Genomic DNA, 21249 nt, shown 5'->3' on the forward strand with positions numbered 1-21249 from the left:
CCGTCCGGCAGGCGCCGGCCGGTCTGAGGAGGTGCGATGGCGCGGGGTGGCCCGGGCGTGACGTGGCGGGTGCGTGAGCTCGTCGACCGCTCCGCACGCCAGTCCCCCGCCCGGCTCGCGCTCGGCGTCTTCGCCCTCGTGATCGCCGCCGTCACCCTCGGCCTGTCCGCCCCCTGGGCGACCGCCACCGGGGTCCGGGCGCCGTTCGTCGACGCCCTGTTCACCGCCGCGTCGGCCAGCACCGTCACCGGCCTCGTGGTGGTGCCGACGGGCGAGTACTGGTCGGCCTGGGGCCTCGTCGTGATCCTCGTCGCCATCCAGATCGGCGGCCTCGGCGTGATGACGCTGGCGTCGCTGCTGGGCATGGCGGTGTCCCGCCGGATCGGGCTCACGCAGCGGCTGCTCGTGTCGTCGGAGACCAAGGAGACGCGGCTCGGCGAGGTCGGGTCGCTGATCCGGACGGTCATCATCACGTCGATCACGCTCGAGCTGGTCATCGCGCTCGTGCTGTTCCCGCGGTTCCTCATGTTCGACGAGGACCTGGGCGAGGCGGCGTGGCACTCGATCTTCTACGCGGTCTCGGCGTTCAACAACGCCGGCTTCGTCCCGACGCCCTACGGGCTCGAGCCGTTCGTGTCCGACTGGTGGGTGCTGATGCCGATCATCATCGGCGTCTTCATCGGCTCGCTCGGCTTCCCCGTGATCCTCAACGTCGCCCGGCACCTGCGCGAGCCCCGCCGGTGGAGCCTGCACTCCAAGCTGACCGTCACCACGAGCGTCGCCCTCGTCATCGCCGGCTCCGTCCTGGTGGCCGCGTTCGAGTGGACCAACCCCGGGACGTTCAAGCCGCTCGACACCAGCGCCACCGCGCTCGCCTCGCTGTTCGCGGGCGTCATGCCGCGGTCGGGCGGCTTCTCCACGGTCGACGTCGGCAACATGCACGAGAGCACCTGGCTGCTCATGGACGCCCTCATGTTCGTCGGTGGCGGCTCCGCCTCGACGGCCGGCGGCATCAAGGTGACGACGCTGGCCGTCATGCTGCTCGCGATCCTCGCCGAGGGGCGCGGCGACAAGGACGTCGAGGCGTTCGGGCGCCGGGTCCCGCGCGAGGCTCTGCAGGTCGCGATCGCCGTCTCGCTGGTCTCGGCCACCCTCGTGCTCGTGTCGTCGCTCCTGCTCCTGGCGATCACCGGCCTCACGCTCGACAAGGTCCTCTTCGAGGTCATCTCCGCGTTCGCGACCTGCGGGCTGTCGACGGGCATCACGCCCGACCTGCCGACCGCGGCGAAGTACGTGCTCACCGTGCTCATGTTCATCGGCCGGACCGGCACGATGACGCTTGCGGCCGCGCTCGCGCTGCGCAACCGTCGTCGGGTGATCCGGCTACCGGAAGAGAGGCCGATCATTGGCTGAGAAGTTTCGCGACCCGATCAAGGGGACGCAGAACGCACCGCGCACGCCCAAGAAGGACTCGGGCGTGCTCGTCATCGGCCTCGGCCGGTTCGGGTCGTCCATCGCGGCGACCCTCGACCGGCTCGGGCAGGACGTGCTCGCCGTCGAGCGCAACCCCGAGCTGGTCGCCCAGTGGGCGGGCCGGATCGCGCTGGTCGAGGCGGACGCCGCCAACCCCGAGGCCCTCGAGCAGCTGGGGGCGCGGGAGTTCCCCGTGGCCGTCGTCGGCGTCGGCTCCTACCTCGAGGCGTCCGTGCTGATCACCGGCAACCTGGTCGACATCGGGGTGCAGCAGATCTGGGCGAAGGCCGTCAGCAACGAGCACGCACGCATCCTGCAGCGGATCGGGGCCCACCACGTGGTGCTCCCCGAGGCCGACGCTGGTGCCCGCGTGGCGCACCTCGTGTCCGGCAAGCTCCTCGACTACATCGAGGTCGAGGACGGGTTCACCATCGTCAAGATGCGGCCGCCGAAGGAGACCCAGGGGTTCACGCTCGCGCAGTCGAAGGTCCGCGAGCGGTACGGCGTCACGGTCATCGGCGTGAAGAGCCCGGGGATCGACTTCGTCTACGCGACGCCCGAGACCCGCCTGTCGGCCAACGACCTCATCATCGTCTCGGGCCACGCCGACCTGCTGGAGCGCTTCGCGGCACGCCCGTGAGGCCCGCTCCACACCGCGAGGTCGTGAGTGGGGGACGACGTCGTGCGTTGCGGCTCACGACGTCGTCCCGAACGCACGACCTCGTCGGGGTCAGCGGCGCCTGATCACCAGCAGGCGCTGCAGGACCACGAAGATCAGCAGCAGCGCGCCGATGAAGATCTTGGTCCACCACGAGCTCAGCGTGCCCTGGAACGTGATGATCGTCTGGATCAGCCCCAGCACCAGCACGCCGAGGACGGACCCGAGGACGAAGCCGCTGCCGCCGGTGAGCAGGGTGCCGCCGATGACGACCGCGGCGATGGCGTCGAGCTCCATGCCGACGCCGGTCAGCGCGTAGCCGGACCGCGAGAAGATGGCGAAGAGCAGGCCGCCGAGCCCCGCGCACGTGCCACTGATGACGTAGACCAGCACCTTGGTGCGCGCGACCGGCAGGCCCATCAGCCGGGCAGACTGCTCGCCGCCGCCGATCGCGTAGACCGTCCGCCCGAACCGCGTGTAGTGCAGCGTGACGAAGGCGACGAGCACGACGGCGAGGGCGATGACGCCGCTCGGCGTGATGACGAGCCCGTCGTCGGTGCCCCAGCGGGTGCGGGCGAGGGCGACGATCGTCGGGTCCGTGATCGGGATGGACTCGGGCGCGACGATGTAGCAGAGACCGCGCGCGAGGAACATCGCCGCCAGGGTCGCGATGAACGGTTGGATCTCGAACACGTGGACCATGACGCCGACCACCAGCCCGATGACGGTGCCGACGAGGATCACGGCCGGGATGGCCACCGCGGCGCCGTAGCCGTGCGTGAACATCCACGCGGCGACGCAGCTGGACAGGGCGACGACGGCACCCACGGACAGGTCGATGCCGCCGGTGAGGATGACGAAGGTCATGCCGACCGCGAGCACGACGAGGAACGAGTTGTTGATGAGCACGTTGGCCATCACGCGGCCGGTGAGGAAGTTCTCGTACAGCGAGCCGCCGATGGCGAGCATCGCGATGAGGACGACGACCGCGCCGAGGACGGGCAGGTAGCGCTCGTCGATGCGGAACCGGCGCACGCGGGCGCGCAGCGGCGTGGGCTCGTCCGCCGGCAGCGGGGTGGTGGTGATCTGGTCGGTCGCCATCAGGCAGCCACCTCCGCGGGGACCGGTGCGGTGGTCCGTCTCCGGGACCGCATCTTGGAGCGGACCACCGGCGACTGGAGCAGGCAGACCGCGATCACGACGAGCGCCTTGAACAGGGAGACCGCGTTGACGGGGACGCCGAGGATGGTGACCGAGAACGTCAGGGTCGTGATGACCAGCGTGCCGACGAGCGTCCCGGCCAGCGAGAACTTCCCGCCGGCCAGCGAGGTGCCGCCGATGACGACGGCGAGGATGGCGTCCAGCTCGATGAACAGGCCGGCGTTGTTGGCGTCGGCCGCCATGATGTCCGAGCTCTTGATGAACCCGGCGATGCAGGCGAAGAACGCGCACAGGATGTAGACGGTCCAGATGATCGTCCGGGACCGCACGCCGGCCAGGCGCGACGCCGACGGGTTGATGCCGACGGCCTCGATGAGGACGCCGAGCGCGGTGCGCCGGGTGATCAGGGCCGTCGCGACGAAGAAGAAGCCGGCGATCAGCGCCGCCACGGGCAGCCCGAGCCAGTACCCCGTCGCGATCGTCTTGTACGGCGCGCTGGTGACGGTGGTGATCTGGCCGCCCGTGATGAGCATGGCGATGCCGCGGCCCGCGGTCATGAGGATCAGCGTCGCGATGATGGGTTGGATGCCGACGACCGCGATGAGGAAGCCGTTCCACGCGCCGATAACCAGGCAGACCAGCACGGCCACGCCCATCGCGCTGAGCACGGTGGCCACCGAGCCCGGGTCGGGCGACGCGGCGATCTGCGTGAGCGCGATCGCCCCGGCGATCGCCATGACGGCACCGACGGACAGGTCGATGCCGCGGGTGGCGATGACGAGCGTCATGCCGAGGGCCACCAGCAGCAGCACGCTGGAGCGCCGCACGATGTCGATGGGACCGCCGTGCAGGGCGCCGTCGCGCACCACGATGTCGAGGAACGTGTGCGACTTCAGGACGCACGCGAGCAGCAGCACGGCGAGCGCGACGACGGGCCAGAACAGGCGGTGCCGGGTGATCGAGCCGATGGTGGTCACTGCGCCGCCCCCTCGTCCACGCCGCTCGCGATCAGGTGCACGACGTCGTCGGTGGTGACGTCGTCGGAGTTCGTGATCTGCGCGACGAGCCGGCGGTCGCGCAGCACGGCGATGCGGTGCGAGAGGCGCAGCACCTCCTCCAGCTCGGCGGAGATGAACACGACCGCCATGCCCTGCGCGGCGAGGTCCGCCACGAGCCGCTGGATCTCGGCCTTGGCGCCGACGTCGATGCCGCGCGTGGGCTCGTCGAGAAGCAGGAGCTTCGGTTGGGTGGCCAGCCAGCGGGCGAGCAGCACCTTCTGCTGGTTGCCGCCCGACAGGTTGCCGGCGATCGCGTCGGGGTTGGCCGGGCGGATGCCGAGCGCCTCGACGTAGCGGTCCACGACCTCGTCGGACTTCCGCTTCGACACCCGGCGCAGCCAGCCCCGCTCCGCCTGCAGGCCGAGCACGATGTTCTCCCGGACGGTCAGGTCGCCGACGATGCCCTCGGTCTTGCGGCTCTCGGACGAGTACACGATCCCGCGGGAGAGCGCGGAGCGCGGGGTCCGCATCTTCGTCGCGGCGCCCTCGACCCGGATCTCGCCCTTGTCGGCACGGTCGGCGCCGTACAGCAGCCGCGCGAGCTCGGTCCGCCCCGATCCGAGCAGGCCGGCGAGGCCGACCACCTCGCCCGAGTACACGTCGAGGTCGAACGGCTCGATGGAGCCCTTGCGCCCGAGGCCGATCGCCTGCAGGTACGGCGTCGTGTCGGCACGCTCGGCGACGGACCGCTTCGGTGCCTCCTCGAGCTGCTCGAGGACCTCGAGCGCGCGCCCGATCATCTTCTGCACCAGCTCGACCCGCGGCAGCTCGGCCGTGCGGTACTCCCCGACCAGAGCGCCGTTGCGCAGCACCGTCATGCGGTCGCTGATGGCGTACACCTGGTCGAGGAAGTGCGAGACGAAGAGGATGGCGACGCCGCGGTCGCGCAGCGCGCGCACGACGCCGAACAGGCGCTCGACCTCCTCGGCGTCGAGGCTGGACGTCGGCTCGTCGAGGATGAGCACGCGGGAGTCGACCACCATCGCGCGCGAGATCGCCACCAGCTGCTGCACCGCGAGCGAGTGGGCGGACAGCGACGACTTCGGGTCGATGTCGAGGTTCATGGTGCGCAGGTGCTCGCGGGCCGCCTGTCGCGTCCTGCGCCAGTCGACGACACCGGCGCGGCGCACCTCGTGCCCCAGCATGATGTTCTCGGCCACGGACAGGTTGTCGCAGAGGTTGACCTCTTGGTACACCGTGCTGATCCCCGCGGCCTGCGCCTGCGCGGGACCCGTGAACGTGCGCTCCTGGCCCTCGACCACGATGCGGCCGGAGTCGATGGAGTACACGCCGGTGAGGGCCTTGATGAGCGTCGACTTGCCGGCGCCGTTCTCGCCCATCAGGGCGTGCACCTCACCGGGGAACAGTCGGAAGTCGACCGCGTCGAGCGCCTTGACGCCCGGGAACGTGATGGAGATCCCCGACATCTCGACGATCGGGGTCGAAGGAGCTGTCTCGGTCATCGTCGACCTTTCGTCCGCGCCGGTCCCACGGTACCGGCAGGGCTGTGCTGCCCGGGGGGACGTGACGGTCCCCCCGGGCAGCAGGGGCGGGTCGGCTCAGTACTGCCGGTCGGGCAGTGCGGCGATGGCCTGCTCCTGCGTGAACGCGCCGTCCTGGGTGACGATCCGCGGCTCGACGGTCCCGCCGTCGTGCAGCGTCTTGATGATCTCCGCCAGGTCCGGCCCGAGCAGCGGGTTGCACTCGACGATGTAGCTGATCTTGCCCTCGGACAGGGCGACCATGCCGTCGTGGACGCCGTCGATGCTGACGACCTTGATGTCCTTGCCGGGCACCTTGCCGGCCGCCTCGATGGCCTCGATGGCGCCCAGACCCATGTCGTCGTTGTGCGCGTAGACCACGTCGATGTCGGGGTAGGCCTGGAGGAAGCCCTCCATGACGGTCTTGCCCTCGGCGCGCGTGAAGTTGCCCGTCTCGGAGGCGATGACCTTCACGTTCGGGTTGCTCTTGATGGCGTCCGCGAAGCCCGACTTGCGGTCGTTCGCCGGCGCCGAGCCCGTGGTGCCCTGCAGCTCGACGACGTTGATGGGCTCGGTGCCGAGGTTCTCGGACACCCAGTCACCGATGCGCTTGCCCTCCTCGACGAAGTCGGACCCGATGAACGTCACGTAGAGCGACGTGTCCTCGGTGTCGACCGCGCGGTCGGTGAGGACGACCGGGATGCCGGCGTCCTTGGCCTCCTCGAGCACGCTGTCCCAGCCGGACTCGACCACCGGGGAGAACGCGATGTAGTCGACGCCCTGGGCGATGTAGGACCGGATCGCCTGGATCTGGTTCTCCTGCTTCTGCTGGGCGTCCGAGAAGCTCAGGTCGAAGCCGTTCTCCGCCGTGAGGGTCTCCTGGATGGACTTCGTGTTGGCGGCACGCCAGCCGCTCTCGGAGCCGACCTGGCTGAAGCCGACCGTGATCGCCTCGTCGCCGCCGCCGTCACCGCTCGCCGCGGTCGACCCGCCACCGGAGTCTCCGCCGCTGGCACAGGCCGCGAGGCCGAGGGCGAGCACCGCGATGCCGGCTGAGATCGAGCGAGTCCTGAACTTCTTGCTGACCATCTGCTTCTCCTCCTCGAGAACGCACACGCGCGCGGTGCCGGTCCACGCCGACCGACCCGCGTCGTGCACCCGGGGCACCGGGTGCACGAGCCCCGCCGAGCTGCCTCAGCGAGTGGTTCGCCCGATGTTAGCGCTCACATTCTGCCGCGTGGGGGAGTTTTCAGGTTGCATTCCGGTCACGGTGAACGTGCGACGTGACGGACCCCGTCGCTCGTGTGACGAGCGGGGGCGCTGTCCGGACGCTCGAGAACGTCACTTCGCCGCGAGAACGTCACTGTGAACTGCCGTTCTCGCGGCGAACTGCCGTTCTCGCCGTCCGAGCCGGGCCGTGGGAGCGGTCGCCGTCCGACTCGGGCCGTGCGAGCGGTTGCCGTCCGAGCCGGGCCGTGCGAGCGGTCGCCGTCCGACTCGGGCCGTGCGAGCGGTTGCCGTCCGACCCGGGCCGTGGGAGCGGTCACCGTGCGAGCCGGGCCGTGGGAGCGGTCGCCGTCCGAGCCGGGCCGTGGGAGCGGTCGCGGCGCCCGGACGCCGGCGGGCCAGCTCTCGGGCAGCCTGATGTCGAGGTCGTGGGTTCGGGACGAGGTCGTGGGTTACGACGCACGACGTCGTCCCGAACTCACGATCTCGCCGCCGCCGCGGGGGCGAGAGAGGTCAGGGGGTGCGGCGGCGGAGGGTGGCCGCGCCCACGAGCAGGGCGCCGACGATGAACAGGGCGATCACGCCGATGTCGCCGCGAACGTCCGCCCACGTGGCGCCGGCGGCCAGCTGCTGCATGGCGTCGAGCGCGTAGGTCAGCGGCAGGACGCGGGAGATCCACTCGAGGATCGTCGGCATCTCGTCGCGCGGCATCAGCAGCCCGCACGTGATCAGCTGCGGGAAGAGGACGAGCGGCATGAGCTGGACGGCCTGGAACTCGGTCTTCGCGAGTGCCGAGGCGCCGAGGCCGAGCGCGCACCCGAGCACCGCGTCGAGCACAGCGACGAGGATGACCAGCCCGATCGGTCCGGCGACGTCCATGCCGCACACCCACACGGCGAACCCGACGATCACGAGCGCCTGCACCGCCGCCAGCACCGCGAACGCGAGGGCGTACCCGATGACGACGTCGCCGCGCCCGATCGGCAGGGTCATCAGCCGTTCGAGGGTGCCCGAGGTGCGCTCGCGCAGCGTCGCGACGCTGGTCACCAGGAACATCACGACCAGCGGGAAGAGACCGACGAGCAGGGGGCCGAACTGGTCCAGCACCGGCGTGCCGTTGAACATCCACGCGATCAGCCCGACGAGGACGCACGGCAGGAGGACGACGAGGGCGATGGTGCGCTTGTCGTGCCGGAGCTGGGTGAGGACGCGCTGCGCCGTGGCCGCGGTCAGCGCGGGAGTCAGGCCGCCGCGGACGCTGTCGTGCCGGGCCGGCTCGGCGTGCGCGCCGCCGGACGCGTCGATGCGGGTGGCGCCGGCGCGACCGGCCGCGACGGGTTCCGTCGGTGACGCGCTCATGCCGCCGCCCCCGTCCCGTTCTCTCGGGCGGCCGCCGCGTCCACCAGCGCCAGGAACGCCGCCTCGGCGTCCGACGTCCCCGTGCCCTCGAGCAGCTCGTCCAGGGTCCCGTCGGCCAGCACCGAGCCGCCGCGCAGCAGGATCAGGCGGTCGCACCGGGCGGCCTCGTCCATGACGTGGCTGGAGATCAGGAGGCTGACCCCCGAGCGGCTGAGCCGGTGGAACAGCTCCCACAGGTCGCGCCGCAGGACCGGGTCGAGGCCCACGGTGGGCTCGTCGAGCACGAGCAGGTCCGGTCGGCCCAGCAGCGCGATCGCAAGGGAGACCCGGGAGCGCTCGCCCCCGGACAGGGTGCCGATGGACTGTCCGGCGTGCGCAACGAGGTCGACGTCGGTCAGCACCTGGCGGATCCCTGCGGCGTCGACGCCGAGGATCGCGGCGGCGTACCGCAGGTTCTCCGTCACCGTCAGGTCGGCGTAGACGCTCGGCGCCTGGGTGACGTACCCGATCCTCCGCCGCAGCGCGGCCGAGCCCGCCGGCAGGCCGAGCACGGTGACCGTCCCGCCGGCGACGACCTGCGCCCCGACGATGGCGCGCATGAGCGTCGTCTTGCCGCTCCCGCTCGGGCCGAGCAGCCCGACCACCTGCCCGACCGGCACGGTGAGGTCCAGCGACTCGATGACCGCGGTGCCGCCGCGCACGACGCGCAGGGCACTGATCTCGACCGCGGCCTCATTATTCCCCATGCGAGGAATTGTGCTCCTCCGACCGACCGGCGCGCAAGGACCTGCCGAGCGCTACTGCGTCGACTCGGCGACCACAGCCCGCAGCCGCTCGATCGCCGCGGGATCCCCCGCGCGTTCCAGCGCGTCGACCGGCCCGCGACCCCAGAGCCACAGGTCGAGGTCCCACGCGGAACCCGAGACCGTCGCGCTGACGTCCTCGTCCTCGCCCTCCCACGGTGCGCCGCCGACGAGCTCGCCGCAGTCCTCGTCGTAGGTGGTGCCGGTCGTCGGCGACGTGCCGTGGAACCGGCCGAACGCGACGACCCACTCGCGGCCGGAGTCGGCGGCCCGCAGCCGGATGCGGACGCCGTCGGGGCTGAAGGTGGCCCACTCGGGCAGGCCGCTGACCATGACGGCGAGCATCTCGTCGACGCCGTCGGCCGCCAGCACGGCGCCGGGGTCGGTCACCGGCTGCCCGGCGGCCTGCTCGGCGTCCACCCGGTGCACCAGTGCCTCGTGCGCCTGCCGCCGGTACACCCACTCCACGGTGCCCCCGGTCGACGACCACGACCAGCACGGCTCGTCCGGGTGGTGCGACCGCAGGGCGGCGAGCAGCGCGTCCGTCCGGGTGCGCAGGAACGCGACGAGCTCGTCGTCGGGCCGGCGCTCCGTGTCCTGCGCGTCGTCGGGACCCGCCGGCGCCTGCCCGACGATCTGCGACCAGAAGTCCTGGACCTCGCCGAGGTGGTACGCGAGGTCCGCCGCCGACCAGCCCGTGCAGGCCGGCACCTGCGCGGACGGCGGCACCGCGTCGAGGACGTCGGCCGCGCGGAGCGACTCGCGCTCGATCACGTCGGCGTAGAACGCGGGCGAGAGGTCGACGGTGTCCATGAGCCGCACGGTAGCGAGAAGCACCGACAGGCACGCGTCGGACCACCGAGTGCCGGAGACCTGCACGGTGGTTACGGTGACGCGTGCTGTCCTCGACCCTTCGCCGTCACATACCCGCGCTCGCCCTCGCCGCGCTGCTGGGCACGTCGGGCGTGCTCCACCTGCGCCGGCCCGGGATCTTCCGACCGCTCATCCCCCGCAGCCTGGGGAACCCTGACCCGTGGGTGCTGGGCAGCGGTGTCGCCGAGCTCGCGTGCGCCGCTGCGCTCGTGGTCCCCGCGACGCGGCCGGTGGGCGGGGCGGCGTCGGCGGCCCTGCTCGTGGCCGTCTTCCCCGGCAACGTGACGATGGCCGTGCGCTCCCGGCCGGACGCTCGGTCGTGGGCCGGCAAGCCCGCGGTCGCCTGGGCGCGGCTGCCGCTGCAGGTCCCGCTGGTCATGTGGGCCGTTGCGGTGGCCCGGCAGCCTAGGTGAGCGCGAGCGGCCCGGTCAGGTAGCGCTGCACGACGGGGCCGACGACGGCGACGACCTCGTCGACACTCATCGATGCCAGCGGCTCGAGCCGCATGACGTGGCGCGCGAGCAGGACCCCGGCCACGTGCGACGCGACGAGAGACACACGCAGCTGCTGGTCCGGCGGCGGCAGGATCCGCGCGACCTGCCCGAACACCTCCCGGCCGACGTACCCCATGAGCGCGCCGGCCTGGGCCTCGCCGGACGAGAGCCCGGCGAACGCGACGCGGAACCCCACGCCGCCGTCGGCCTCCCAGACCCCGAGCACCGCGGTGAGCAGCCGCGTGCCGAGGCCGTCGACGCCGCCCGCGGTGATCCCGGCGACGATCACCGACGGGTCCGCCCCCGCCGGGATCATCCCGGCGGCGAAGAGCTCGGACTTGTCCCGGAAGTAGTGCCGGACCAGTGCGGGGTCCACGTCGGCGCGACGAGCGACCGAGCGCATGCTCGCACCGTCGAAGCCCCGCTCCGCGAACTCGTCGCGCGCGGCCGCGAGGATGGTGCCGCGCGTGTCCTCACCCGCCGGCCGACGACCGCGTCGGCGCCCCGAGCTCGGGGTGTCGTCGTCGGTGTCGGCGGTGGCCATGGGAGCAGCCTACGGAGCCGGCTACGACTCCGGAGGCGCGCTGCGCTGCGTCGGCACCTCCGTCAGCGAGGAGGGGCCGCGGCCGGTCGGCCAGCGGAACGGGCGGGCGACGACGGGCGCGGCGGCGACCGTGACGACCGCGACGGCGATCGCGGCCGCCGTCCCGGCCAGCTGGAGGGCGGTGGCGGCGAGGCCGCCCGTGACGAGGGCTGTCTGGAGGGTGCGACGGACGACGACGTGCATGGCGGGCTCCTTGGGGCGATGAAGGGACGCGGGGCTGGTCGCGCGGGCGCGACGCGGTCCGCTCATGCCGGGGAGTCGGGGACCTCCGTGGAGGGTGCGGACACGGGCTCGGGGAGCGGGCCGTCTCGCGTGCTCGGTCCGTTCGTGGCAGGGAGCCGCGCGGCGGACGGCAGAGCGCCTGCGACGCCCGGTCGGCCGCCGCCCGAGGACGCGGTGCCGGACGTCGGCAGGCCCGCCTCGTCGCCGCCCGGCAGCCCGGGGTCACGCTGGGCGCCGCCGCCGGGGGCGACGTCGTGGGTCGGCGGGAGGCCTGCTGCCGCGGGGGCCGAGTCGCGAGTCGTCACTTGACGCGCGTCCACGGGCACCCGAGGGGACCGGGCCGTGCGCTGCGCGACGCCGTCGGCGGGCTCGGCGAGTTCGCCCGCCTCGGCCGAACCGGCGGAGCCGACGCCGGCCGCCGGCGGTCGGTCGCCGGTGACGACCGGGTCGAGAACGTCGGCGACGGGCGCGACCGCCGCGGTGATGGGCGCGAGGACGGCGGTCACCGGCGCGAGCGCCTGCGTCACCGGCACAAGCGCCTGCGTCACCGGCACAAGCGCCTGCGTCACCGGCGCGAGCGCCTGCGTCACCGGCGCGAGCGCCTGGGACACGGGCGCGACGGCGGCTGCCACCGGCGCGAGGCCGGCGGCCACCGGGGCGACGACGGCGCCGACCGGCTCCAGCCCCGTCGCGACCGGACCGGTGACGCCGGCGACGGGCGCCACGACCGGCTGCGCGACCGCGACGACCGGCGTCGAGACCGCCGACACCGCGACCGCGACCGGCGCGAGCACCGGCTGGACGACGGCCTCGGCCACGGGCGCGAGCACGTCGCCGGACACCGTCGCCAGGAGGCCCGCGCCCGGACCGGGAGGCGCTTCCTCGGCATGAGCGGGAGGCGCCGACCACACGGCCGTGAGCAGCGCGACGAGCAGCCCACCACCGACGGTGACCAGCACGCGGAGCACCCAGGTCGTCCTGGGTACCCCGTCCACGGTCATCGATCTCTCCCCTCGCACCTACGTGTCATGACGCTATGCACGCGAGTCGCAGGAGGCAAACACCGCGAGCTTTCTCACCCGTTCAGTGGAGCGGTTCAGAACCCCTGGGCCAGCCGGAAGTAGACCTGGTTCCAGCGGACCTGGTCGCGGAAACCGCGGCGCGTGGTCGCCTCGTCGATGACGAGCAGCTCGGTGCGGGCGATCTCGGCGAAGTCCTCGAACGCCTCGACCCCGACGGCCGTGGTGAGCACGGTGTGGTGCGCTCCCCCGGCGGTCAGCCAGGCCTCGGCGGACGTGCGGAAGTCGGGGCGCGGCTCCCACACGGCGCGCGCGACCGGCAGGTGCGGGAGGTCGGCCGTCGGCGGGACGACGTCGACCACGTTGGCCGTCAGACGGAAGCGGTCGCGCATGTCCGCGAGCGAGACGACGACGCCCACGCCGGGGTCGGCGTTGAACACCAGGCGGACCGGGTCCTCCTTGCCGCCGATGCCGAGCGGGTGGATCTCGAGCGTCGGCTTCGAGGTGGTCAGGGTGGGGCAGATCTCGAGCATGTGCGCGCCGAGGATCCGCTCCGAACCGGGCGTGAGGTCGTAGGTGTAGTCCTCCATGAGGGACGCCCCACCGGGCAGGCCGGCGCCCATCACCTTGGCGGCGCGCACCAGGATCGCGGTCTTCCAGTCGCCCTCGGCGCCGAACCCGTAGCCGTCGGCCATGAGCCGCTGGACCGCGAGCCCGGGCAGCTGACGCAGGTCGCCGAGGTCCTCGAAGTTCGTCGTGAAGGCCTTGGCGCCCAGCGACTCGAGCAGGGTGCGCAGGGCGATCTCCTGCCGGGCGCCATAGCGCAGGGACTCGTGCCGGTCACCGTCGCGCCTCAACGAGGGGACGACGTCGTACAGGTCCTCGTACTCGGCGACGAGCGCGTCGACGTCGGCGTCCGCGACCGCGGCCACCGCCGCCACCAGGTCGTTCACGCCCCACGTGTTCACCGAGACGCCGAACCGCAGCTCCGCCTCGGTCTTGTCGCCCTCGGTCACCGCGACGTTGCGCATGTTGTCGCCGAACCGGGCGAGCTTGAGCTCGTGCGTCGCCGCCCAGCCCGCGCAGGCGCGGACCCAGGTGTCGATCGACGCGGTCACGGCCGGGTTCGACACGTGCCCCGCGACCGTCTTGCGCGCCGCGCCGAGCCGCGTGGCCATGTACCCGAACTCGCGGTCGCCGTGCGCGGCCTGGTTGAGGTTCATGAAGTCGAAGTCGATGGTGTCCCACGGCAGCTCGACGTTCGCCTGCGTGTGCAGGTGCAGCAGCGGGGTGCGCAGCGCGTCGAGGCCGGCGATCCACATCTTGGCCGGCGAGAACGTGTGCATCCACGCGATCACGCCGATGACGGCGTCGTCGGCGTTGGCCTCGAGGGCCGCGCGGCGGATCGCGTCGGAGTCCGTGAGCACCGGCTTCCAGACGAGCGTCGCGGGCAGCGCGTCGCCCAGCACCCGGGCGATCTCCTGCGACTGCTCGGCAACCTGCCGCAGGGTGTCCTCGCCGTACAGACCCTGGCTCCCGGTGAGGAACCAGATCTCGCGGTCGGCGTACGGCTTGCTCATCGGTTCTCCTGGTCGTTCTCGAGTGGCGTCGCGGGCTGCTGGCCGTAGACGTGCTGGTAGCGGGCGTAGAGCGAGTCGATGTCGGACTGCGCGATAGGCACGGTGCCGCCCAGCTGGCGGGCGATGTGCACGGTGCGCGCGACCTCCTCCACCATCACCGCGGCCTTGACGGCGGCCTTGGCGTCGCGGCCGATGGTGAACGGTCCGTGGTTGCGCATGAGCACCGCGGGGCTGCGGGAACCCTGCAGGGTCTCGACGATGCCGCGCCCGATCGAGTCGTCCCCGATGAGCGCGAACGGGCCGATCGGGACGTCCCCGCCGAACTCGTCGGCCATCATCGTCAGGACGCACGGCACCGGCTCGCCGCGGGCCGCCCAGGCGGTCGCGTAGGTCGAGTGGGTGTGCACGACGCCACCGACCGACGGCATGTGCCGGTACACGTACGCGTGCGCCGCGGTGTCGCTGGAGGGGGCGCGGGTGCCGTCGACGAGGTTGCCGTCGAGGTCGCACACGACCATGGACTGAGGCGTCAGCTCGTCGTAGGTGACGCCCGAGGGCTTGATGACGAACAGGTCGCCGGGACCCGGGGCGTCGCCGACGACGACGCGCTGCGACACGTTGCCCGCGGTCCACACCACGAGCCCCCAGCGCGGGAGCTCCGCGTGCAGCTGGGCGACGACCACCCGGGTGCGCTGGATCTCGTCGGCCGTGCTCACAGCGCCTCCACCGCCGCCCGCTCGACGGTCAGGCCGGCGGCGTACCGGTCGAGGAAGGCGTCGTACCCGCGGACGTCGTCGTCGTCCGGGGCGACCGTCACGGACTCGGCGTCGGCGAAGACGCGTTCCGTCAGGTACGTTCCGAGGTCCTGCTCGGGCGCCGCGTCGAGGTAGGCCGCGAGCACCGCGATCCCCCACGCTCCGCCCTCGCCGGCCGACTGCCCGACCGTCACCGGTGCGCCGATGGCCGCGGCCAGCAGCCGCTGCGCGACGCCCTCGGTGCGGAACAGCCCGCCGTGCGCGTACATCGAGTCGAGCTCGACGCCCTCGCCGGCCAGCACGCGCATCCCCAGGCTCAACGTGCCGAACGCCCCGTAGACCTGCGTGCGCACGAAGTTGGCCAGCGTCAGGCGGCTGTCGGGGGTCCGGACGAACAGCGGGCGCCCCTCGGCCAGGCCGGTGATCGGCTCGCCGGACAGGTAGTTGTACGCCAGGAGGCCGCCGCCGTCCGCCTCGCCGCGCAGGGCCTCGCGCAGCAGCGCGCCGAAGACCTCGTCGGCCCCCGCCGTGCTGCCGAGGGCGGTCGCGAACTGGCCGAACACGTCGGCCCACGCCCCGAGCTCGCTGGCGCCGTTGTTGCAGTGCACCATCGCGACCAGGTCCCCGGACGGGGTGGTCACCAGGTCGAGCTCGTCGTGGACGGTCGCGAGCGGCTTCTCGAGCACGACCATCGCGAAGATGCTCGTGCCGACGCTCACGTTGCCGGTGCGCGGTGCCACCGCGTTGGTGGCGACCATGCCCGTGCCGGCGTCGCCCTCGGGCGGGCAGAGCCGGATGCCCGGCTGCAGCGTGTCGGTGGGGTCGAGGAGGGCGGCGCCGGCCTCGGTCAGGCGCCCGGCCTCCTGACCGGCGAGCAGGACCTCCGGGAGCCGCGGTGCGACGTCTCCGGGATAGGCGGCCAGCATGCGCGCGTCGTACGTCTTCGTGGCCGTGTCGATGGGGAACAGGCCCGAGGCGTCGCCGATGCCCAGCACCCTGCGGCCGGTCAGCCGCCAGTGCACGTAGCCCGCGAGCGTGGTGATCGTGCGGACCTGCGGGACGTGCGGCTCGGCGTCGAGCGTCGCCTGGCGCAGGTGCGCGATCGACCAGCGCAGGGGGATGTTGTAGCCGAACAGCTCGGTGAGCTCGGCCGCCGCCGGCCCGGTGCTCGTGTTGCGCCACGTGCGGAAGGGCACCAGCAGCTCGTCGGCCTCGTCGAACGCGAGGTAGCCGTGCATCATCGCGGAGACACCGATGGCCCGCAGGGTCGTCGGGCGCACGCCGTGCTGCTGCTCGGCGTCGTCCAGGAGCGCGGCGACGCTCGCCCGCAGGCCGTCCCAGACCGCGTCGAGCGAGTAGGTCCACACGCGATCGACGAACTGGTTCTCCCAGTCGTGGCTGCCGCTGGCGAGCGGCGCATGGTCGGGGCCGATCAGGACGGCTTTGATGCGCGTCGAGCCGAGCTCGATGCCGAGGCTCGTCCGGCCGGCGGCAATTGCCTCGCCGGGGGGTTCGACCGTCATCACGCGGCTCCGTTCGGTACAGACGAACCGCGGCGGACGCCAGCGGCCGAGTCACATGTTAGCGCTAACATTCAGCGCGTCCAGTCCCTGGTGTCAGACGGGACGGATCGAGCTCGCGCGGACCACCAGCTCCGCCGGGATCTGCTGCCGCGCGACGTCCTCGCCCGCGAACGCCGCCTGCAGCGAGTCGACCGCCAGCCTCCCGAGCGCCCCGAAGTCCTGTCGGACGGTGGTGAGCGGCGGCGTGTAGTGCGCAGCCCCGACCTCGTCGTCGAACCCGACGACCGCCACGTCGGACGGCACCCGCACGCCCTTCTCCCAGAACGCGTGCAGCAGGCCGAGCGCGAGCTGGTCGTTGGCCGCGAAGATCGCCGGCGGCAGCCCCTCGCGGACCATGCGCAAGCCGAGCTCGTACCCGTCGGCCGCGTCCCAGCCGGCCTCGATGTGCTTGGGCGCGCCCGGGCCGGAGACCTCGCGCCAGCCCGCGAGGCGGTCCTGGGCGTCGAACCAGTCCTGCGGCCCCGCCACGTGGACCACCTCGGGGAAGCCCTGGTCGAGCAGGTGCTGCGTGGCCAGGCGGGCGCCGTGCCGCTGGTCGACGCCGACCGCGTGCAGGTGCGCGACGGGCGGGACGTCGGAGGCCGACGAGATGAGCACGACCGGCACCGGGGACGCGATCGCCGCGATGGCCTGGGCGACCTCCGTCGTGGGCGCGATGATCGCGATCCCGTCGACGCCCTGCCCGAGGAAGTGCTCGATAGCGGTGTGCATGGTGTCGCCGTCGAACTGGCGGATCGTCGCGACGGACACGAACCAGCCGACCACCCGGGCAGCCTCCTCGAGCCCGACCAGCGTGCTCGTCGGCCCGTACAGCGCGGTGGCGGGCGTGACCACGCCGAGCGTGCCGGACCGGCGCGTCACCAGGGCGCGCGCGGCGCTGTTGCGGCGGTAGCCCAGCGTCGCGATGGCGTCGTTGACGCGCTCCCGGGTCTCGGGCCGGACGCTCGGGTGGTCGTTGAGGACGCGCGAGACGGTCTGGTGCGAGACGCCGGCGAGCGCGGCGACGTCGCTCATGGCCGGGGGGCGGACAGTGTCCATCAGTACTGCTTGCCGAGCGCGCGGGACCGGTCGCGCGCGGCCTCGGCGGCGGCGACGACGCCGGCCCGGACGCCGTGGGCGTCGAGGACCTGGACCGCGGCGACCGTGGTGCCGCCCGGCGACGAGACCCGTTCGCGCAGGATCGCCGGGTGGTCGCCCGACTGTGCCGCGAGCGCCGCGGACCCCTCGACGGTGGCCACGGCGAGCCTCGTCGCGAGGTCCCGGCTGAGGCCGAGCAGCACGCCGGCCTCCGCCATCGCGTCGATCAGGTAGAACGCGTAAGCGGGCCCGGACCCGGAGATCGCGGTCACCGCGTCGAGGTCCTTCTCCTCCACGCGCACCACGAGCCCCGTCGCGGCGAGCATCTTCTCGACGAGCACCAGGTGCCCCTCGCTCGCGTGCGCGCCCGCGGCGATCGCGCTGGCCCCCTTGCCGACGACGGCGGGCGTGTTCGGCATGACGCGGACGACCGGCTGGCCGAGGTTGAGGCGCTTCTCGTAGGTGGAGATCGGCAGCCCGGCGGCGACGCTGACCACGAGCTCGCCGCTGCGCAGCGTCTGCTTGATCTCGTCCAGCACCGAGGCGACGACGTTCGGCTTGACCGCGAGGAGCACGACGTCGGCACGGGACGCGGCGTCGGCGTTCGACGCCCCGGTCCGGACGCCGTACCGGCCGGCGAGCTCGTCGGCCCGCGGCACGTACTTCTCGGTGACCTCGACCTGCTCGGGCGCCCATCCCGCGGTCAGCAGCGCGCTGAGCAGGGTCTCGCCCATCACCCCGCCGCCCAGCACCGCGACCTGCGGCGTGCCGCCGGTGGCCTCGTCGGTCATCGTCGTCCTCCCGTCCGTGCCGCCGAAGGGCGACGCCGCGAGCCTACCGACGCCGCCGGTGCGCGGACGACGACGGGGCCCGAGCGCGCCGCGCGCCCCCGAGCCCCCGCCCGCCCCGCGCAGGAATGTGCAGGACCTGGCCGTTCTTCGGCCGGATTCCGAACATTCCTGCGGGCGGGTCAGCCGTTGCGGTCGGTGCCGCCGCCCGTGAAGCCGGGCGGCGGGCCGTTGCCGTCCATCACGAAGCCCTCCGGCGGGCCCAGCTGCTCGGTCTGGTCGCCGCCCAGGCCGGACAGGCCCGTGGTCGTCGACGTGCTGGACTCGATCGCCTGGTCGAGGTCCGCGAGGACGATCTCGTCGCCGACCGCGAGGCCGTCGGTGATCTCGGTCCGCTCGGCGCCGACCGCACCGCGCGTGACGGTGATCTCGGTCGGGGTGCCGTCCTTCAGCACCTGGACCGTCGCCGTGGCGCCGTCCACGTGCACCGCCGACGTCGGGACCGTGAGCACCTCGTCGGCGCCCGCGACCGAGAGGTGGACCTGCGCGGAGGCGCCGTCGTAGAGCTTGGCGTCCGTCGGGTCCAGCGCGAGCTCGACCGCGTAGGCCGGGTCGGCCGTGGTCGACGTGTCGAGGACCCCGATGCTGCTGACGGTGCCGGTCAGCGTCGCGTCCGTGCTCGGCGTGGTCACCTGCGCCGTCTGGCCGACCGTGACGATGTCGATCTTCGTCAGCGGCACGCTGGTGGTGACCGTGTAGCCGTCCGGGCCGAGGACCGTGATGACCGCGGTGGTCGACGAGGCCGTGACCGCGTCGCCGACCGCGAGTGCGACGGCCGCGACCGTGCCGGCGACCGGGCTGGTCAGCGTCGCGAACGGGAGCCGGCTCTGGGCCAGCGCGACGTTCGCCTCCTGCAGGTCGATCGCGGCCTGGTCGGCCAGGATCGTCGCCGCCGTCGCGACCGTCGTGGTCTCGCCGCCGGACGGCGAGGACGACGGGGTGCTGGTCGACGGGGTGCTCGTCGACGGGGTGCTCGTCGACGGGGTGCTGGACGACGGGCTCGTCGACGCCTGCGACGGGGTCGTGGCCACCGGCGTGGTCGGCGACTGCGACGGGGTCGACGAGCCGGCGGACGAGTCCGCGACCGCCTTCTGCAGCGCCGCCACCGCGTCGTCCAGGGCCGTGGCCAGCATCATCAGCGCCTGCTGCTCCGTGTCCGTCGCGGTCTGCGCGTCGAGCGCGCCGGTCAGCGCGGCCTGGCAGTCGGCGAGCGCCTGCTCGATCGCCGTCGCGTCGGTGGGGTTGTCGTCGGTGGTCGCGGTGTCGTCGGTCGAGGCGGTGTCATCGGTCGAGGCCGGGTCGTCGGTCGCGGTCGGGTCGGGCGTCGGCGTGGCGTCGCCGGAGCCGTCGTCGGAACCCTCGGCCGGGTCACCCGTGACGTCGCCGCCGACGACCGCGAGGAACGCCGCGCACGACGCCTGCGATGCGGAGACGCTCGCACCGCTGGTCGCCAGGGCGTCGGCCGTGACCTGGTACTGGTCGAGGAGCGCCCGCTGCGCCTGCTGGACGTCGGCCGCCGCCTCAGCGACCGCGGTGTCGGTCGAGTCGCCGCCGGGGGTGTCGTCGCCGCCCGTGCTGGGCGAGTCGGTCGGGGTGGTCGGCGCGGCCGTCGGGGTCGGCGACGACGAGGACGACGAGGAGCTCGATGACGACGACGCCGTCTGCGAGTCCAGGTCGTCGCTGAGCTGCTGCTGCGCATCGGCGAGGTCCGCCTGCGCCTTCTCGACCGCGTCCTGGAGCGCGTCGGCGTCGAGGGTCGCAAGCACGTCCCCGGCCGCCACGACCTGCCCGACCGAGACGTTCACCGTGGCGACGGTCCCGTCGACCGAGAACGAGGCGTCCCGACGACTCGCCGAGGCGATCGCCCCGACGGAGTCGATGATCTGCTCGACGCTCGCCTTCTCGGCCTTCACCGTGCGGTAGCGGCCGTCGTCAGGACCGCCGACCGCCAGGGCCACGCCGCCGCCCGCGGCCACGAGGACCACGGCACCGGCGACACCCAGGGCGACGATGCGGCGCCGACGCGCGCGGCGCCGCAGCGCGACGGACAGGCGGGCTGCGGGCTCAGGCATCGGAACCGCCCTGCGTGTCGGTTCCTGCGCCACCCTGGGGCGGGCCGCCCTGGAATCCGCGGCCGGTGAACCCCGCGGAGCACTCCCCGTCGGTCGGCGCGGAGATCGTGATGCTGGTTGCCGTGACCTTGCCGCTGTCGTCGGCCTCGCCGCGGGCGCTCGCGCACTGGCCGACGACGATCGCCGAGGCGTCCGCCGTGACCGACTTCGTGTAGGTCGTCGCGTCGGTGACCGTGACCGTTCGGGTGGTCGTGGCGTCGTCGGGGCCGGTGACCTCGACGGTCAGCGTGCTGCCGTCGATCGCGGTGACCGTGCCTCCGGCCACCCCGTTGAACGCCCTCACGGCGCCGCCCGGAGGCAGGTCCGTCGGGGCGCCGGACGGACGGTCGCCGGCCTGCATGCTGGGCAGGTCCGTCGGGGCGCCGTCGGGGCGCGGGCCGCCGCCCGGTCCGCCGCCGCCGAAGCCGCCGGCGCAGCTGCCGTCGTCGGCCGCCGCGGTGAGCTGGATGCTCGTGGCCTCGAGCGGCGCCGTCGCGTCGGAGCCCGTGTCGCTGGCGCCGGTGGACACCGCCACCACGCACGAGCCGACCGTGACGTCGGAGAGCGCGCCGGCGACGGACGCCGAGAACGTCGTCGCGTCGGTCCAGGTCACCGCGGTCTGCGCGTCGGTCGAGCGGACCTCCATCACCGCGCCGGTGACGGACGCGATCTCGCCGGACGCGCCTCCCCCGCCGCCCGGGCCGGAGCGCTCGGGGCCGTCGCTCTGGTGCGTCGGCGCGTCCGACGCGGCGGGGGCGGGGGCCCCGGAGGTGGCGGCGGAGCAGCCCGCGAGGGCGAGGACCGAGGCCGCGGCGATCGCGGGAAGCAGTCGCGTGGTCAGGGTGGACATGGGAAGACTCCTT

General features: G+C 73.1%; 20 protein-coding genes. 3 read left to right on the forward strand and 17 right to left on the reverse strand.

What is annotated here, in order from left to right; translation table 11 throughout:
* The first annotated feature begins 36 nt into the window (after nucleotides 1-36).
* A complete protein-coding gene (locus tag AC1DT4_RS06370) occupies nucleotides 37-1413 on the forward strand; it encodes a TrkH family potassium uptake protein (protein ID WP_477088930.1) in 1377 nt (458 codons plus the stop codon).
* Nucleotides 1406-2113, forward strand: a complete 708-nt coding sequence (locus tag AC1DT4_RS06375) for a potassium channel family protein (protein WP_477088931.1) — start codon at nucleotides 1406-1408, stop codon at nucleotides 2111-2113. The genes AC1DT4_RS06370 and AC1DT4_RS06375 overlap by 8 nt, the downstream gene beginning before the upstream one ends.
* 90 nt (nucleotides 2114-2203) lie before the next feature.
* Here the strand turns inward: AC1DT4_RS06375 and yjfF are convergent, their stop codons facing one another.
* The 7 genes from yjfF to AC1DT4_RS06410 form a co-directional block, all read right to left on the reverse strand.
* Entirely contained in the window at nucleotides 2204-3232 is a 1029-nt protein-coding gene (yjfF, locus tag AC1DT4_RS06380) for a galactofuranose ABC transporter, permease protein YjfF (RefSeq protein ID WP_477088932.1), read from the reverse strand.
* Nucleotides 3232-4260 (reverse strand): ABC transporter permease, encoded by a 1029-nt coding sequence (locus AC1DT4_RS06385; protein ID WP_477089022.1) that lies wholly within the window; start codon nucleotides 4258-4260, stop codon nucleotides 3232-3234. The genes yjfF and AC1DT4_RS06385 overlap by 1 nt, the downstream gene beginning before the upstream one ends.
* A 5-nt stretch (nucleotides 4261-4265) precedes the next feature.
* A complete protein-coding gene (locus tag AC1DT4_RS06390; RefSeq protein WP_477088933.1) occupies nucleotides 4266-5813 on the reverse strand; it encodes a sugar ABC transporter ATP-binding protein in 1548 nt (515 codons plus the stop codon).
* A gap of 96 nt (nucleotides 5814-5909) precedes the next feature.
* Entirely contained in the window at nucleotides 5910-6920 is a 1011-nt protein-coding gene (locus AC1DT4_RS06395) for an ABC transporter substrate-binding protein (RefSeq protein WP_477089023.1), read from the reverse strand.
* Nucleotides 6921-7571: 651 nt separating this feature from the next.
* Nucleotides 7572-8303: an ABC transporter permease gene (locus AC1DT4_RS06400; RefSeq protein ID WP_477089024.1), complete on the reverse strand. Its 732-nt coding sequence runs from the start codon at nucleotides 8301-8303 to the stop codon at nucleotides 7572-7574.
* A gap of 110 nt (nucleotides 8304-8413) precedes the next feature.
* Nucleotides 8414-9163, reverse strand: coding sequence for an ABC transporter ATP-binding protein (locus tag AC1DT4_RS06405; RefSeq protein ID WP_477088934.1), 750 nt, complete (start codon nucleotides 9161-9163; stop codon nucleotides 8414-8416).
* Between the two features lie 51 nt (nucleotides 9164-9214).
* Nucleotides 9215-10033, reverse strand: a complete 819-nt coding sequence (locus AC1DT4_RS06410) for a maleylpyruvate isomerase family mycothiol-dependent enzyme (protein WP_477088935.1) — start codon at nucleotides 10031-10033, stop codon at nucleotides 9215-9217.
* 83 nt (nucleotides 10034-10116) lie between these two features.
* On the opposite strand from AC1DT4_RS06410, the gene AC1DT4_RS06415 reads away from it, so the two are divergent.
* Nucleotides 10117-10506, forward strand: coding sequence for a DoxX family protein (locus AC1DT4_RS06415; protein ID WP_477088936.1), 390 nt, complete (start codon nucleotides 10117-10119; stop codon nucleotides 10504-10506).
* Here the strand turns inward: AC1DT4_RS06415 and AC1DT4_RS06420 are convergent.
* From AC1DT4_RS06420 to AC1DT4_RS06465, 10 genes are all read right to left on the reverse strand, one after another.
* A complete protein-coding gene (locus tag AC1DT4_RS06420; RefSeq protein WP_477088937.1) occupies nucleotides 10499-11131 on the reverse strand; it encodes a TetR/AcrR family transcriptional regulator in 633 nt (210 codons plus the stop codon). The genes AC1DT4_RS06415 and AC1DT4_RS06420 overlap by 8 nt on opposite strands.
* 21 nt (nucleotides 11132-11152) lie before the next feature.
* Complete coding sequence (locus AC1DT4_RS06425) at nucleotides 11153-11374, reverse strand: hypothetical protein (protein WP_477088938.1); 222 nt, start codon at nucleotides 11372-11374, stop codon at nucleotides 11153-11155.
* A 62-nt stretch (nucleotides 11375-11436) separates the two neighbouring features.
* On the reverse strand, nucleotides 11437-12414 hold the full coding sequence (locus tag AC1DT4_RS06430) for a hypothetical protein (protein WP_477088939.1): 978 nt from the start codon (nucleotides 12412-12414) through the stop codon (nucleotides 11437-11439).
* Nucleotides 12415-12509: 95 nt separating this feature from the next.
* A complete protein-coding gene (gene araA / locus AC1DT4_RS06435; protein WP_477088940.1) occupies nucleotides 12510-14012 on the reverse strand; it encodes an L-arabinose isomerase in 1503 nt (500 codons plus the stop codon).
* Nucleotides 14009-14728 (reverse strand): L-ribulose-5-phosphate 4-epimerase, encoded by a 720-nt coding sequence (locus AC1DT4_RS06440; protein ID WP_477088941.1) that lies wholly within the window; start codon nucleotides 14726-14728, stop codon nucleotides 14009-14011. Before AC1DT4_RS06440 ends, araA begins: the two co-directional genes overlap by 4 nt.
* A complete protein-coding gene (locus AC1DT4_RS06445) occupies nucleotides 14725-16290 on the reverse strand; it encodes a xylulokinase (protein ID WP_477088942.1) in 1566 nt (521 codons plus the stop codon). Before AC1DT4_RS06445 ends, AC1DT4_RS06440 begins: the two co-directional genes overlap by 4 nt.
* A 93-nt stretch (nucleotides 16291-16383) precedes the next feature.
* Nucleotides 16384-17388: a LacI family DNA-binding transcriptional regulator gene (locus AC1DT4_RS06450; protein ID WP_477088943.1), complete on the reverse strand. Its 1005-nt coding sequence runs from the start codon at nucleotides 17386-17388 to the stop codon at nucleotides 16384-16386.
* Entirely contained in the window at nucleotides 17388-18218 is an 831-nt protein-coding gene (gene proC, locus AC1DT4_RS06455; protein WP_477088944.1) for a pyrroline-5-carboxylate reductase, read from the reverse strand. Before proC ends, AC1DT4_RS06450 begins: the two co-directional genes overlap by 1 nt.
* A gap of 179 nt (nucleotides 18219-18397) precedes the next feature.
* A complete protein-coding gene (locus AC1DT4_RS06460; protein ID WP_477088945.1) occupies nucleotides 18398-20347 on the reverse strand; it encodes an efflux RND transporter periplasmic adaptor subunit in 1950 nt (649 codons plus the stop codon).
* A complete protein-coding gene (locus AC1DT4_RS06465) occupies nucleotides 20340-21236 on the reverse strand; it encodes a DUF5666 domain-containing protein (protein WP_477088946.1) in 897 nt (298 codons plus the stop codon). Before AC1DT4_RS06465 ends, AC1DT4_RS06460 begins: the two co-directional genes overlap by 8 nt.
* Between the last annotated feature and the right edge of the window lie 13 nt (nucleotides 21237-21249).

This window comes from Cellulomonas sp. P4_D11 (genome assembly GCF_056401915.1).